This window comes from Methylotenera sp. L2L1 (genome assembly GCF_000744605.1).
GTDB lineage: Bacteria > Pseudomonadota > Gammaproteobacteria > Burkholderiales > Methylophilaceae > Methylotenera.
On record NZ_JQMG01000001.1, the window covers coordinates 419,459 to 435,179 of the forward strand.

14 protein-coding genes are annotated in these 15,721 nt (G+C 43.7%); 8 read left to right on the top strand and 6 right to left on the bottom strand.

Annotation, left to right across the window (positions count from 1 at the left end):
* The first annotated feature begins 178 nt into the window (after nucleotides 1-178).
* The 4 genes from FG24_RS01985 (at nucleotide 179) to FG24_RS02000 (ending at nucleotide 4,938) form a co-directional block, all read left to right on the top strand.
* Nucleotides 179-1,450: an HlyC/CorC family transporter gene (locus tag FG24_RS01985; protein ID WP_036300413.1), complete on the top strand. Its 1,272-nt coding sequence runs from the start codon at nucleotides 179-181 to the stop codon at nucleotides 1,448-1,450.
* Nucleotides 1,451-1,550: 100 nt separating this feature from the next.
* Nucleotides 1,551-1,862: an ATP-dependent Clp protease adapter ClpS gene (clpS, locus tag FG24_RS01990; RefSeq protein WP_036300416.1), complete on the top strand. Its 312-nt coding sequence runs from the start codon at nucleotides 1,551-1,553 to the stop codon at nucleotides 1,860-1,862.
* A 38-nt stretch (nucleotides 1,863-1,900) separates the two neighbouring features.
* Nucleotides 1,901-4,174 carry an ATP-dependent Clp protease ATP-binding subunit ClpA gene (gene clpA / locus FG24_RS01995; RefSeq protein ID WP_036300419.1) on the top strand — a complete coding sequence of 758 codons (2,274 nt, stop codon included), beginning with the start codon at nucleotides 1,901-1,903 and terminating at the stop codon, nucleotides 4,172-4,174.
* Between the two features lie 122 nt (nucleotides 4,175-4,296).
* Nucleotides 4,297-4,938, top strand: a complete 642-nt coding sequence (locus FG24_RS02000) for a trimeric intracellular cation channel family protein (RefSeq protein WP_036300422.1) — start codon at nucleotides 4,297-4,299, stop codon at nucleotides 4,936-4,938.
* Here FG24_RS02000 and FG24_RS02005 read toward each other — a convergent pair.
* The 3 genes from FG24_RS02005 to FG24_RS02015 form a co-directional block, all read right to left on the bottom strand.
* Nucleotides 4,931-5,551 carry a glutathione S-transferase gene (locus tag FG24_RS02005; protein WP_200876861.1) on the bottom strand — a complete coding sequence of 207 codons (621 nt, stop codon included), beginning with the start codon at nucleotides 5,549-5,551 and terminating at the stop codon, nucleotides 4,931-4,933. The genes FG24_RS02000 and FG24_RS02005 overlap by 8 nt on opposite strands.
* A 21-nt stretch (nucleotides 5,552-5,572) precedes the next feature.
* A complete protein-coding gene (locus FG24_RS02010) occupies nucleotides 5,573-6,589 on the bottom strand; it encodes a quinone-dependent dihydroorotate dehydrogenase (RefSeq protein ID WP_036300424.1) in 1,017 nt (338 codons plus the stop codon).
* A 534-nt stretch (nucleotides 6,590-7,123) separates the two neighbouring features.
* Nucleotides 7,124-9,256 carry a molybdopterin-containing oxidoreductase family protein gene (locus FG24_RS02015; protein WP_036303855.1) on the bottom strand — a complete coding sequence of 711 codons (2,133 nt, stop codon included), beginning with the start codon at nucleotides 9,254-9,256 and terminating at the stop codon, nucleotides 7,124-7,126.
* Between the two features lie 151 nt (nucleotides 9,257-9,407).
* On the opposite strand from FG24_RS02015, the gene FG24_RS02020 reads away from it, so the two are divergent.
* From FG24_RS02020 to FG24_RS02035, 4 genes are all read left to right on the top strand, one after another.
* Nucleotides 9,408-10,601 (top strand): cupin domain-containing protein, encoded by a 1,194-nt coding sequence (locus FG24_RS02020; protein WP_036300427.1) that lies wholly within the window; start codon nucleotides 9,408-9,410, stop codon nucleotides 10,599-10,601.
* A gap of 17 nt (nucleotides 10,602-10,618) precedes the next feature.
* Complete coding sequence (locus FG24_RS02025) at nucleotides 10,619-11,116, top strand: hypothetical protein (protein ID WP_036300429.1); 498 nt, start codon at nucleotides 10,619-10,621, stop codon at nucleotides 11,114-11,116.
* A 23-nt stretch (nucleotides 11,117-11,139) separates the two neighbouring features.
* Nucleotides 11,140-11,970, top strand: coding sequence for a nodulation protein NolW (locus FG24_RS02030; RefSeq protein WP_051901395.1), 831 nt, complete (start codon nucleotides 11,140-11,142; stop codon nucleotides 11,968-11,970).
* 186 nt (nucleotides 11,971-12,156) lie between these two features.
* Nucleotides 12,157-12,378: a hypothetical protein gene (locus FG24_RS02035; protein WP_036300431.1), complete on the top strand. Its 222-nt coding sequence runs from the start codon at nucleotides 12,157-12,159 to the stop codon at nucleotides 12,376-12,378.
* Nucleotides 12,379-12,528: 150 nt separating this feature from the next.
* On the opposite strand, the gene FG24_RS02040 is transcribed toward FG24_RS02035, so the two are convergent.
* The 3 genes from FG24_RS02040 to dapA all read right to left on the bottom strand — a co-directional run bounded on the left by FG24_RS02040 (nucleotide 12,529) and on the right by dapA (nucleotide 15,669).
* The gene (locus FG24_RS02040; protein ID WP_036300434.1) at nucleotides 12,529-13,302 is read right to left on the bottom strand and encodes an MBL fold metallo-hydrolase; all 774 of its coding nucleotides are present in this window, start codon (nucleotides 13,300-13,302) and stop codon (nucleotides 12,529-12,531) included.
* Nucleotides 13,303-13,467: 165 nt separating this feature from the next.
* Complete coding sequence (gene bamC / locus FG24_RS02045) at nucleotides 13,468-14,763, bottom strand: outer membrane protein assembly factor BamC (protein WP_036300436.1); 1,296 nt, start codon at nucleotides 14,761-14,763, stop codon at nucleotides 13,468-13,470.
* Between the two features lie 30 nt (nucleotides 14,764-14,793).
* Nucleotides 14,794-15,669: a 4-hydroxy-tetrahydrodipicolinate synthase gene (gene dapA, locus FG24_RS02050; RefSeq protein ID WP_036300438.1), complete on the bottom strand. Its 876-nt coding sequence runs from the start codon at nucleotides 15,667-15,669 to the stop codon at nucleotides 14,794-14,796.
* Nucleotides 15,670-15,721 lie beyond the last annotated feature (52 nt).

Below are 15,721 nucleotides of genomic sequence, written 5' to 3' on the forward strand. Positions count from 1 at the left end.
TCACCTACCCCAACGTTTTATCGAATCAGCAACAACATCAAAACAACAGCAACATTAGATTATGCGACGCTACGCTAATTACCAAGCCGTCGACTAAGCCCCTGAAAAATCACAACACTTGCCTCTAGCACCCCATCACGTATACACTACATCTTCGTAGTAACAATCAAATAATACTTTGAACAACATACCTATTTCATGGCAGCTTGGCGCGCTTGCCGTTCTGCTTTTAATTTCTGGATTTTTCTCACTGGCTGAAACCAGCCTGATGTCTGTGAATCGCTATCGTTTAAAACATTTAGCGAACCAAGGACATAGAGGCGCTCGACTCGCAACATTTTTGCTACTAAAGACTGATAAGTTGTTAGGTGTTATTCTGTTGTGCAATAACTTTGCCAATGCTGCGTCTGCCACCTTAGTCACGATTATCGTTGTAGAACTGTTTGGTGAGGGGGAGTGGACACTCATGTTTGGCACGATGACGGTGACATTTGCCATTTTAGTGTTTAGTGAAATCTCACCAAAAGTAATTGCAGCAGCATACCCAGAGAAGCTTGCGTTCTTTTGCAGCTATATTTTGTACCCATTGCTTAAAGCGCTGTACCCTATTGTATGGTTTGTTAACTTATTCGTGGTTGGCTTATTACGCGTCCTTAGAGTCAAAGTTAACTTTGATGCGCCAACCCAGTCGCTCACCATGGATGAACTGCGCAGCATAGTGACAGATGCGGGGCACTTTATGCCGAAGAAGCACCGCACAATTTTATTAAACTTATTTGAGCTAGAAAAAATCACGGTAGACGATGTCATGACGGCTCACACCATGATTGAAAGCATTAATTTTGACGCATCAATCGATGATATTTTGAATCACATCACCAATACGCAGCACACGCGCTTACCTGTGCGACAAGGCGAGTCGGAAGAGATCATTGGTATTTTGCAAGTGCGTAAGGTAATCAACCAGCTACGTGAACATCATCAAAGAGATGATTTTGATAAGGCAGCATTACTTGAGATAATTGATGACTCTTACTTCATACCATCTGGCACACCTCTATTTACGCAAATTCAGCAGTTCCAAGAAAATCACGAACGTATTGCACTAGTGGTTGATGAATACGGTGAGTTAAAGGGCTTAGTCACGCTGGAAGATATTTTAGAGGAGGTTATTGGCGACTTTAGCACACAGCTACCTTCAAGACGCAGTGGCTACCATCAAGAAGAAGATGGCAGCTGGCTGGCAGATGGCACCAGCACATTGCGTGACCTCAATAAAAAATTAAATCTTGATTTACCTTTGGATGGTCCGCGTACGCTCAATGGTTTGATTCTTGAACATTTTGAAGACATTCCTGAGCCTAACACTAGCTTTAAAATTGGCTCACACCGACTCGAAATACTGCAAACTCAAGACAGAATTGTGAAAAGCGTCAAAATATTCCCTTAGTCTCTACAATTGACTATTACAGCAACGTAGTACGATCACATCAAGATACATCAAATTACACTTGAATTTTTTACAGTTTGGCTCAAAATAGATTCATACTATGGCAAATAAACCGCACGAAAGTAACACAGCACTTAAGCCTGAAGCTGCAAAACCAAAATTGCCCCCCATGTTTAAAGTGCTACTGCTGAATGACGATTACACACCGATGGAGTTCGTTGTTGAGGTCATTGAGCATTTTTTTAACAAAAGCCGTGAACAAGCAACACAAATTATGCTCAAAGTACATACTGAGGGCGCTGGTGTATGTGGTGTATATCCACAGGACATCGCAGAAACAAAGATGAATCAAGTCGTTAGCCATGCAAGAAAGTCGCAACATCCATTACAGTGCATCATTGAAATGGCATAAATGTAAGAGAGATACATAAAAGAAAGTTAGGTACCGAGATGATAGCGCAGGAATTAGAAGTTAGTTTGCACATGGCGTTTATGGACGCAAGACAAAAGCGTCACGAGCTCATCACGGTTGAGCATTTGCTACTGGCAATGATTGATAACCCAACCGCGGCGGAAGTTCTGCGTGCGTGTGGGGCAAAATTAGAAACATTACGTACCGAATTAAATCAATACATTGAAGAACACACCCCAACTGTGATTGGGCAAGATGATGTTGATACACAACCTACGCTAGGGTTTCAGCGCGTCATTCAACGCGCCATGCTGCATGTTCAGTCTTCTGGCAAAAAAGAAGTCACTGGTGCCAATGTGCTAGTCGCTATTTTTGGTGAAAAAGATTCTCATGCCGTGTTTTTCTTGCATCAACAAGGCATCACCCGCCTAGACATTGTTAACTTTATTTCGCACGGCGTTTCAAAAATTGGTGAAACAGCGAAACCTGAGGGTAGCGAGCAAGAGGCTGACGCAGAAGCCGCACCGAATGGCGCACTTGAGAACTACACACTCAATCTGAATTTACAAGTGGCAGCAGGTAAGATTGACCCGCTCATCGGTCGTGCATCAGAGCTGGAGCGTGTCGTACAAACTTTATGCCGTCGCCGTAAAAACAACCCACTGCTTGTAGGTGAAGCTGGCGTTGGTAAAACTGCGATTGCTGAAGGTTTAGCTCGCCGTATTGTAGAAAAAGACATTCCTGATGTGCTTGCCAATGCAGTGGTGTACTCACTTGATATGGGCGCATTACTAGCTGGTACAAAGTATCGTGGCGACTTTGAGCAACGTCTAAAAGCGGTGATGAAACAATTAGAAGAGAAGCCTGAGGCTATTCTATTCATCGATGAAATTCATACGCTAATTGGTGCAGGCTCAGCTAGTGGCGGCACACTGGATGCAAGTAATTTATTGAAGCCAGCATTATCTAACGGCTCACTCAAGTGCATAGGCGCAACCACCTACCAAGAGTATCGTGGCATCTTTGAAAAAGACCACGCGCTATCTCGTCGCTTCCAAAAAGTAGATGTCGTTGAACCTAGCGTTGCTGAGACCATCGAGATTCTTAAAGGACTGAAATCACGCTTTGAGTCACATCATAGCGTGAAATACACGGCTGCTGCGTTAAGCACTGCAGCTGAACTATCAGCCAAATACATCAACGACCGTCACCTGCCAGACAAAGCGATTGATGTGATTGATGAAGCTGGTGCTGCGCAACGTATTTTGCCGAAATCTAAACAGAAAAAAGTGATTGGCAACAAGGAAATTGAAGACATTATTGCCAAGATTGCGCGTATTCCGCCCAAAAATATCTCTTCAGATGATCGCAATGCGCTGAAAACACTAGAGCGCGACCTGAAAGCCGTGGTATTTGGCCAAGACAAAGCCATCGATGCGCTGTCTTCTGCCGTTAAAATGGCACGCAGTGGCTTGGGGCAAAACAACAAGCCGATTGGTAGCTTCTTGTTCAGCGGCCCTACCGGTGTGGGTAAAACCGAAGTCGCAAAACAACTGGCTTACATTATGGGCATTGAGCTGATTCGCTTTGATATGAGTGAATACATGGAGCGCCATGCAGTTTCACGCCTAATTGGTGCGCCTCCAGGCTATGTAGGTTTTGAGCAAGGCGGTTTAATGACCGAAGCGATTACCAAACATCCATACTGCGTATTGTTATTGGATGAAATTGAGAAAGCACACCCAGACATTTTCAATATCTTATTGCAAGTGATGGATCACGGCACGCTGACAGATAATAATGGCCGCAAAGCAGACTTTAGAAATGTGACGATCATCATGACCACCAATGCTGGTGCTGAAGGTCTTTCTAAATCGAATATGGGCTTTACAACTGCGAAACAAGCTGGAGATGAGCAAGCAGATATCAAACGCTTATTCTCACCAGAGTTCCGTAACAGACTAGATGCTACAGTCTCGTTCACCGCGTTGTCACAAGACATTATTATTCGTGTCGTTGATAAGTTCTTGATTCAGCTTGAAGACCAATTGCATGAGAAAAAAGTTGAAGCCACATTCAGTGAGGCACTAAAAGCACACCTCGGCAAAAAAGGCTTTGACCCACTCATGGGAGCACGCCCAATGGCAAGGTTGATTCAAGACACTATTCGCAAGGCGCTTGCTGACGAGTTGCTGTTTGGCAAACTAGCGAACGGCGGTAACGTACATGTTGATATTGATGACAAAGATGAAGTGAAACTGATTTTTGAAGAAAACAATCAGGACGAAGCTAAGGACTTAGCAACGACTTAATCTGACAAGCTGCGCCGTTACAAGCTGTATCGTCTAATAATTCACGATACAGCTTGGTTTATTCATCTGTTGGTTTATTGGTAGTAAGCACAGCTACCACTTGCTATTAAGGTATTCCATCTATGGTTGATGTCGGGGCATCTACATTACAAGTGGTGATTGAAATTTGTGCAACATCGGCGTTTGCACTTTCTGGGCTGATTGCAGGCGCTAGAAAAAAGTTAGACGCCTTTGGTGTGTTTGTCGTGACTGGTGCGGCCGCATTCGGTGGCGGGACATTGCGAGATGTATTGCTTGATCGACGCCCATTCTTTTGGGTGGACCATGCCAACTGGATATGGCTCATGCTGTTTTTATGCATGCTCGCTATGCTATTCATGCGCAATAAACATATTCAGCTCACAGAGCGCGCTATTCTTATCCCTGACGCACTTGGCTTAGGCCTATATGCCGCATTAGGCACCCAAATCGCCTTACAACAACAATTGCCTGTTATCGTCTGCACATTAATGGGAGTGATGACTGCGGTATTTGGCGGCGTGCTGAGAGATATCTTTTGCAATGAAATCCCCAAAGCATTCAGTGATTACCAGCCGTATGCAGTCATTGCATTTTTAGGTGGCTTGCTGGTGTTGTTACTTAACCAATTTAACCTTGCAACCTGGATTTGTATCTTTATCCCAGCATCACTCATGACATTACTGCGGATATTAGCGATTTACTTCGAGTGGCGTCTGCCCGGCTGGAAGATTGAATCTAATTAACAGCATCTAAATACACTGGGTACTTGCCCATAATGCTATTAAACAAACCAGACTCAACCATCAAGCTCAACCAAGCTTTCAGCCTGATATATGGCATTGATTCAAACCAATCAGTATCCACAGCAGAAAATTGGCGAATAAAAGGAAATATTGCAATATCTGCCATATTGACTTGCTCACCCATCAAAAAGCTTGCCTGAGTCAGCCGCTGTTCCAGCTTAGCCAAAAAAACTTCACCTTGTGACCGATAATCTTCCATTGATTGCTCAGGAAATCGAATCGCATATTTGTAACGGTCTAAAGCATGTTTAAAACTCGTATCATTTTCTGCAATGAGTTGCTGTGTTTGTTCACGATCAGCCAATAGCCATCCGTCAATGTCACGCTGCTGTAAAGCCCAATGCATAATGTCTAGGCTTTGCTCAAGGACTGTGCCATCTGGTAACACTAGTACAGGCACGGTACCTTTAGGGGATACTTGTAATAAATGTGCTGGCTTATCTCGTAATGAGATTTCACGTATTTCTATTGCAATACCAGCATACTTCAATGCCATACGCGCACGCATGGCATAAGGGCAACGGCGATAGGAATATAAAATCGGTAATATCATGTTAAAACAGAAGCTAAATCACTAACCAAGCGCCTGTGCTACATCACGAATCAACTGAGGGCCCTTGTAGATTAGTCCACTATATAACTGCACCAAGCTGGCGCCAGCTGCAATTTTCTCTATGGCATCAGTACCGCTCAAAATACCGCCCACACCGATAATGGGTAAAGCGCCTTGCAGACGCTGTGATAATTGCTGAATCACTACAGTCGATTTATCTCGCACTGGCGCACCAGACAATCCACCTGTTTCCGCAGCATTTGCTAGCCCTTGTACAGCCTCACGAGACAGTGTTGTATTGGTTGCAATGACCGCATCAATTTTATGCGCCATCAACAAATCTGCAATTTCATTCACCTGTGCTAGTTCTAAATCTGGTGCAATTTTTAAAGCAACAGGCACGTAACGGCCAAATTGTTCAGCCAATTTCAATTGCTCGGCTTTTAATGTACCAAGCAAATCGGACAGCGCCTCTTTTTCTTGCAAAGCGCGTAAGTTTTTAGTGTTAGGTGAGGAGATATTGACAGTAATATAACTCGCATATGCGTACACTTTACGCATGCAAATCAAATAATCATCCACTGCTTTTTCATTTGGCGTATCAAAGTTTTTACCGATATTAATGCCAAGCACACCTTTATATTTAGCCGCTTTAACATTTTCTATCAGGTTATCTACACCCAAGTTATTAAAACCAAAGCGGTTAACAATGCCTTGCGCTTTTTCCACGCGAAATAAACGTGGCTTAGGGTTACCTGGTTGTGGCCTAGGCGTGACAGTACCCACCTCAATAAAACCAAAGCCCAATGCCGCCATCCCATCAATCACCGCAGCATTTTTATCTAACCCAGCCGCCAAACCAACCGCATTAGGAAACGTAATCCCCATCACCATGCGAGGCTGACAAATAGGCGGAGATGCACACAACTTTAAAGCCCCTAACCGCTCAGCAGTTTTTAAGCTTTTAAAAGTAAAGTCGTGAACAGATTCAGCATCAAACTGAAATAATAAAGGACGTGCGAGAGAGTAAATATTCATAACGTGATTTTACTGCATTACCCGCTATCTCCAAAGTTCATCAAAGCCACTGGATTCCCGCCTACGCGGGAATGACGGAACTGAGAGAGCTATAAATATAACAAACAACGATGAAGCATCACTTGATTTTGACGTTACCCCCTTGCTACCGCGCCGAGGAGAACATACTTAACAGGAGCTTTAGGCAAGCGGCTGTTTGAGCCAATAGTTTTTATTGGCGAGTTTCCGCTTGCCCCTGTTAAATATGTGATGCGAGGGAACAAGTGGTAGAGGGTAGCCTTTTCTTTGGCTTCTTTCTTTTGGCTAAGCAAAAGAAAGAAACTCGCTAGTCGCGCGAGAGCGACGATTAACCAAGGTCACTAATACTTAATCAGTATCTGCATCAAATCTTTATTCAAAACTTTTCCTGCCACACAGGTGGACATTTATAAAATTTCTATACCTAAGCATTCGCATAGCAAAATTTCATAAAAATAAGAAAATAATCTTCTAATTCTTTTAAAAAGAGGCAGTTGAACTGCCTCTTTTTAAATACTACGCTAGCACCACCTCCACCAAATTATCACTAAACGTTGTCGAGTGCCCCATATCCCCAAACTCCGCCGAACTAATACAATTCACCGTACCATTATTCAACTGCCGCCAATAACCAAGCGTCGCCACCACAATCCCTGCATTCACATCATCAGATATTCTCGCTACGCCTTCAAACGCACCGCGGTCATTGAACACCTTCACCACATCACCCTGTTTAATATTACGCGCTGTGGCATCTAGCTGATTAATCATCACAAACTGCTCGCCTTGACCCTTAATTTTTTCTGTGACGTTGGCATAGCATGAGTTTAAAAAGCCATGACTCTTAGGTGAAATAATATTCAAAGGGTACTTAGCTGCGAGTTCAGGATTAGTTGCCGGCGTTTCACGTGAGGGCACGTAATCTGGCAAGCTATCTAAATCTTCACCCGGTTGAAAACCATCATACATTTGGCGGAAAGGCCCTGCCACAAAGTTTTTTGCACCTTCCACTAAAAAGTGACACTTGCCAGTAGGGGTAGGAAACTCACCTTTGGCATGACGTGCGCGTGTGTCTTTATCACCGAAAGCTTTTAATCGTGCAAAACCATGCTGGCGTAAATAGTCCAAATCGATACCATCACAGGTAGGTGAACTCCAATCTACATAATTCTCTAAGCACTCGGTATCATTCCACTGGAAATTATCATCGGTATAGCCCATGCGCTTGGCTAATTGTCTAAAAATCTCGTTATTCGGAATCGCTTCACCTGGTGGGTCTATACATTTTTCATTGTAGGTCAGGTACAAATGCCCCCATGAGAGCACCATGTCCTCCATCTCTGCACCCATCGCGGCTGGCAATAGAATATCTGCGTAAGCCGCGGTGTCCGACATAAAGTGCTCAGCAACGACCAAGAATAGATCTTCGCGCTCTAATCCTTTGACTATTTTGTCGGTTTCCGGTGCTTGCGTGAGCGGATTGGTATTCCATACCATCATCGATTTAATCGGTGTTTTAAGGTCTAACTCACCTGTAAGTGCGCGACCTAATTGCAGGTTATTCACCACGGGCGTTCCTTCAGGAATTAAATCTGGACGTGAAATCACGTCAAATTTATAAGGATGCTCCCAAACTGGAAACTGTAATGCTCCGCCACCTACATGACGCCATGCACCAATTAGCGCAGGCAAACTTGTCACAGCACGAATCGCTTGGCTACCACCGTAACTTCGTTCTAGTGCAACGCCTAGGCGGATTGCGGCTGGCGGTGTGGTTGCGTATTCACGTGCAAATTTCCGAATATCATCCGCTGGAATGCCGGTAATTTCTGCTGCCCATTCTGGCGTTCTAGTTTTAGCACGCTCGGCCAGCTCTTGATAGCCTACGGTGTACTGATCAACATAGTCTTTGTCGACTAAACCCTCACTAATAATCACATTCATCATCGCCATGGCTAACGCACCATCGGTACCTGGTTTAGGCGCAATATGCCAATCGGCTTCTTTGGCAGTTTTAGACGCATAAGAATCCACCACCACAACTTTTGCACCTCGTTTTTGCGCCTCATGGATGATGTGCCAATGATGTAAGTTAGTGCTCACTGAGTTACACGCCCAAATGACAATATACTTAGCGTGCGCGAAGCTTTCCGGGTCTACCCCCGCGGTCGGGCCTACTGTCAGCAACCATGCGGTACAAGAACCTTCACCACAGAACGTGCGTTCACACACAGTTGCACCCATACGGTTAAAAAATGCATCTCCGCCATTTAGCCCATGCACCAACCCTTGATTGCCCAAGTAACTATTCGGCATAATGGCATGCGGCCCATCTGTATCAATAATCGTTTTCCACTTAATCGTAATCTCATCTAGCGCCTCATCCCAAGAGATGCGCTTAAACTGCTTACTACCCTTAGCACCAGTGCGTTTTAACGGATAAAGCAAACGGTCTGGGTGATAGTGGCGCTTTTCGTAATCTTTTAATTTCACACACAAGCCGCCACGCGTCATCGGGTGAGATTTATTACCTGTCACTGAAATTAGCTTTTTATCTTTAACCGTGTACACCATTGAGCAGGTGTCTGGGCAATCATGCGGGCATCCACCATGAAATGTTTGAACAGAAGAGTCAGCAGGAGCGTTCATCATTAATAATCCTTAAAAATAATATAGCGATGATTCGAGATACTAGATTGCAACAGATTGGTTTATTTTTACATTTTTTTACTAATATATACTCACCTGTATAGTAATGCAATGGCATAATTATCGACTGAGTTTTTAATTAAATCCGCACATGAACAATCACAACCAACCTCTACAAATACTTGGCGGCATCACAGCGACTGAGTTTTTAACGCACTACTGGCATAAAAAACCTTTACTGATTAAGAATGCTATTCCAAACTTTAAAGGCCTATTAAGCCCGGAAGAGCTTGCTGGTTTAGCATGTGAAGAGGAAGTGCAATCACGCATCGTAGAAGAAATTAAAGGGAAATGGCACGCAACGCATGGCCCATTTGATGAGGATGACTTCGCAAACTTACCTGAAAAATCAGACCAAAAGCACCGTTGGACCTTGCTGGTACAGAGTGTGAACCATCACTTACCTGAAGCCGCCGAACTGCTAAGCCAGTTCAATTTTATTCCACATGCGCGACTAGATGACCTCATGGTAAGTTACGCACCAGATGGCGGTGGCGTAGGTCCACACTTTGATAGTTACGATGTCTTTTTGTTACAGGGCCAAGGTAAAAGATTGTGGCGCATCAGTGAGCAAACCGATTTAAGCTTGGTAGAAGATGCTCCACTACGCATTTTAAAAAACTTTGACACAGCCCAAGAGTGGCTAGTTGAAGCTGGTGACTTACTTTATCTGCCTCCGCACTTAGCGCATTGGGGGATTGCCGTATCTGATGATGGCATAGACTGCATGACTTATTCTATTGGCTTTCGTGCGCCTAAAGTGCAAGAGCTAGCCACAGAGTTTCTGGGCTTTATGCAAGACAACTTGAATAAAGAGGACAATGCTTTACCAGGCATCTATCAAGATGCAGATCTCAGCCTGCAAATGCATCCTGCTGAAATTAGCAACAGCATGATTAGCAAAGTAGCCAACATATTAAAAACGATTCAATGGTCAGAGCAACATGTGGCAGCATTTTTGGGCACCTATTTATCCGAACCCAAAGCAGACGTTATTTTTAATCCTAATAAAAAAATATCTCTGCCAAAATTTAATGAGAACCTGATGCAGTATGGCATTAGCTTGGACTTAAAAAGCCAAATGCTATTCACTGACCACTATTTTTATTTAAATGGTGAGTCTATCACCTCCTCAGCCAAATGGACGCCATTACTAACAGCACTGGCGGATGACCGCAAAGTAACCGCAGCAGAGATTAAACAGTTTGGCGAGATTGATAAAACATTGATAGCGCAACTGCATGATTGGTACATGGCTGGCTATCTTTACTTTAACAAAGCATAGCGATTACTATTGAAACTATGGACGAGACCCAAACACTGACGCCTAATCAAATCATCGTTGGGGAACATTTGTATAATGAGGCAATCAATCTCATTATACAAAGTGCCGAACACGAGCTTTTAATTTTCGACCAAGACTTAGGTCACGGCGACTTCTCAAGCATAGCCAGATATGAGTTATTACAAAAATTCCTAAGTCAACATATCGCAAGCCGCCTAACAATTATCTTGCAAGATACCACCCATTTACAACATCAATGCCCAAGGCTTCTTAATCTACTTAAAACCTTTGGGCACAAGATGAGCGTACACGTTACCAATCAATCAGCCAAGCACGCAAAAGACTGTTTTATCCTTGCTGATGGCAAACACTACATTAAGCGCATTCATATCGACCAAGCGCGTTTTAAATACGCCTATGACGATGTTGCATCTGTTAAGGCTTTAACAACAAGATTTGATGAATTAAAAGAAGCGATTGAAGACATCGTTAGCATTACTCCATTGGGCTTGTGAGGCAGTTCTGTAAGGACATCAACATGATATCGAAATTCACTTTCAAGCAACTATTATGGGCAGTCATTGCGCTCGGTATTTCACTGGTGAGTATTGCCGCATCAGAGTTTAAAATATTCACGCTACAGCATCGCTTTGCCGAGGATATATTACCTAGCATTGAGGTTATTGTAGGCAACAATGGCACGACCTCTGCCATACAAAACCAGCTCATCGTCCGTACCGATAGTAAAACCATGGCTGAGGTTGAACAAATAATCGCGACACTTGACACCGCACGTGAAAATTTAAAGATTAGGGTTAAACGTCAAAACAACATAACAGGGACAAGCAACAATACTTCTGTCAGAGGGCGCACCCGCATCGGTAACGTAGCAATAGAAACGGGTAATGATGCGAGGCGTAGCAGAGACGGCGTCAACATCAATTTAGAAAACAATCAAACCAGATCACAGCAAAGTAGCGAACAGTTTATTCAGGTGACAGATGGCGCACCAGCTTATATCAGCGTAGGTGAATCTATTCCATATACCAGCGAGTGGGTGTTACTTACTCAGCGCTATGCTATAGCCCAAACCAACACTGAATTTATAGAAATAGGGACAGGATTCACAGTGCGGGCACGCAGCATAGGAAAGCAAGTGGAGCTTGAGATTACCCCCACATTTTCAAGACTTAAACAACATGGCAGATTAGAGTTCGAACAGCTCACAACGACAGTGCTGGTGTATCGTAACGAATGGGTCAACATCGGGGGTATCATGCAAGAAAAAGATGAAGTAAGTCGGTCAATTTTAAGCAGTGGCAGTGGGCGCTCTTCCGAAAATAATCAAATTTTAATTCGTGTGGAATAATCATTTTTTGAAAACATCAACAAAAGCAGGAACTTTTTTACTATATTTAACGTTAATCTTTGAAATGTAGTGTTTTTTTTTTTAATTCCTGCTAGAATTTGCGCCACTCGATATAGCTAATTAGTCAATTTTTGAGTAGTATCGAAAACAGTTTTTTAACCAGTTAAACTCTTAAGGAAATTTAAAATGACACGTTCTATTTTATTAGCTGCATTGTTGGCTCTTGCTGTTACTGCTTGTGGTGAAAAAGCTGCTGAAGCTCCTGCTGTTGAAGCACCAGCTGTTGAAGCTCCTGCTGCTGAAGCTGCTCCAGTTGAAGCACCTGCTGCTGAAGCTGCACCTGCTGCTGAAGCTGCTCCTGCTGAAGCTGCACCTGCTGCTGAAGCTGCTCCTGCTGCTGCACAATAATTTATTGTTTAATCAATAATTATTAAAAATGCCGACGTAAGTCGGCTTTTTTATGCCTGCTATTTATGCAATCTCAACTACCGGCATCAACCTCACATGACAAGCCCAATATAAAAATCTAGCTATACAAATAACTAGTTAATCTGGTATCTAGCTAATCTGTCGCCAATCAAACCCCAGCACCTGATCCGCCACGCCAATCCAATCAAGCTCACACCCAGCAACATTAGCCAACGCTGACTTTGCCAGTAACGGCGTATTATTTTTTGCACTTAAATGTGCAGCAATCAGATGCTGCAATCTAGAGCGATCCAACTTGGTGAGTAAATCGGCAGCGGCTGCATTTTCTAAATGCCCCCACTCACCACCTACACGCTTCTTTAAAGACGCGGCATAAGGCCCGTTACGCAACATATTGCCATCATGATTACACTCCAGCACCAGCGCATCACATCCGCTAAGCTGCTGCTCAATATGTGCCGTTGTGCGCCCTACATCCGTCAGCACACCTAAACGATGCTGACCATCACTAAATACAAACTGCACGGGCTCTCGTGCATCATGTGGTACGGGATATGGCTGCACTTGAACATCAACCACACTAAACAAAGTATGGCTATCAATCACGTTAAGTTGCAGATTGTGTTGATTAGGAAAGTAACGCTCGGCCATTTTGAGCGTACCATAAGTTAACCAAACGGGGATATTATGCTTTGCAGCAAACTTGAAAGCGCCTCCAGCGTGATCATCATGCTCATGTGTGACCACAACACCAGCAATATCTTCTGGGCTTAAATTTAAACGGGCAAGGCGGCTGGTTGCTTCTTTAATACTAAACCCGCAATCCAGCATCAACCGCGTATTGTTCACTTCCACGACTAGCGCATTGCCAGCGCTACCACTACCGAGCGAAGCAAAGCGCATTTTTAGACTTTCTTAAATAAACTCACGCATCAATAAAAACAGATAGGTGAAGAGCAGGACAGATAAAACACGAAAAGGCAGCAAGAAGGCTACTCTTTCGTAGGCTTCTTTAATAACATGACTGAAATAAAGAAAGGCGGCCTATTAAAGCCGCCCAGATCTTACTTATCGCAACTGCTCATACATCAATGCAATAATTCTGTTTGCCGTTGTGGTGCGTACGCGCGCACCGTCTTTATCTACAACGGTGACAACTGAGCCAGACTCAGCTTCACTCACTTTAATGCGATATTGACGATCAGGGTTAGTTTTTTGTTTGTCATCACTGCCCCAGAACTTTAAGCTATCAACAACGCTCTTATCTTCTTTTTTAGCAGCTGTCTCAGGCTCTTTCGAGTCATCATCACCCCAGAATTTAAGCGTTTCAAATAAACCTTTCTTCTTCTTAGGTGTATCATCAATATCAACATCTGCATATCGCACAAAGAACAGCCCATTTGAGCGATCTCTATCTTCAATGACAAAACCAACGCGATCAAGCGCCAAGCCCACACGACGCCATGCGCGGTCAAACTGATCAGTGAGCAATAGCCTTGCGCTACCATCTGCCTCCTTAACGACTTCTGCGTGTTTAGTCGTAGCAGCATCGGCTAGAATCGTTTGAGATTTCTGCTCCTCAACGCCTAACTTCACCATTAAGCGACGCAATAGTTCAGCATCTAACTCCGCATCAAAGGCATCACCTCTAGGGTTAGTCGCAGTATCTGCTTTATAGCCGGTTTCAATTTCACCTAATTGTGTTCTGATCCGATTTTTTCCATCGTCAGGCGCACCAACCACTGAGCGATGCGTCATGAAAATCTCTGTTGTGCCTGTATTAGCACCATGCTCTAATCGGGTACGGAATTTTTTCTTATCAGCAAAGCCTGATAACTTATCTAGCCATTTATCAAACTTATCAAGCGTACCAATCGTCTCATTCTTTTTGATCGCGTCAGAATCAATCCACTCAGTTTCCATCACGCCGATTTGTGGGTTTTCTACACGAACAGCAAAGCCCATTTCTGTCCAAAAATCACGAATAACCGGCCATATTTTTTCTGCTGGTGCATTGACGACCAACCAGCGCTGCGTGCCTGATTTTTCCATACGCACACCCTCTGGCGACTGTAATACTTTTTCAACGCCAGCTTCCTGCCCGTCTTGCGCCTGGCTGTAGCTTGAGTAGCTCGCACTGCCAGGAACAGCATAAGCATCACTCACTGGGCTTGCGGTTAAATCTGGCGGCACCTCTAGCGGACGTGAACGACCAGCACCTTTATAATCTGATGTGGTATCTATAAAAGGAATAGAATCACAAGCGCTTAAACTTACCATTAAAAATAAAGGCAAGACGACAGACTTTGCTTTACGCACTACACTTAGACGATCAGCGCCCGAGTTAAAATTAACTTGTTTCATTCAAACCTCGTTTTAAAACTCTATTGTTCGTTATAAAATTTGTGCAGGCTCACATGCCTTACGCAAAACTTCATGATATTGGGCTGATAAAGTTACCATTGGTAATCGAATGCCAGTTTTAATCATACCCATCTCTGACAAGACCCATTTAACCGGGATTGGGTTTGCCTCAACAAATAATTTTTGATGCAGACCAAAGAGTTTGGCATTAATTTCACGTGCTACTTTTACGTCACCAGCTAATGCAGACACACACATTTCATGCATCAATTTAGGCGCTACGTTGGCGGTCACTGAAATCACGCCATGCCCACCTAACAACATCAAGGACAATGCAGTTGCATCATCGCCACTGTAAATTGCGAACTCTTTTGGAGCTCGCAATAGCAAATCAGTTCCACGCTCAATACCGCCGGTAGCGTCTTTGATGCCAACAATGTTGGCATGTGTCGCTAAACGTAACACAGTATCATTACTGATATCACAGCCAGTACGCCCTGGCACATTATAAAGAATTTGTGGGATAGCTACGGCATCGGCAACGGCTTTAAAATGCTGATACAAACCCTCTTGTGTAGGTTTGTTGTAATAAGGCGCAACCAAAAGACAAGCATTTGCGCCTAACTCTTTGGCTTTTTGAGTCAGTACGATAGCCTCTTTTGTTGAATTAGCACCAGTACCTGCTATGACTGGTACGCGGCCATTTACTTGTGTGACGGCTGTTTGAATAAGCAAGCAGTGCTCTTCAAAATCTACAGTAGGAGACTCCCCTGTAGTGCCAACAATTACAATACCATCTGTCCCTTGATCAATATGATAATCAATCAATGTTTTTAAAGATGGGATATCTAAACGCCCGTCTTCAAACATGGGCGAAACAATAGCAACTAAACTGCCTTGCAACATAGGAAATCTACCTGATTCATAATGTTATATTTTAACCTGAATGTTCTACAAT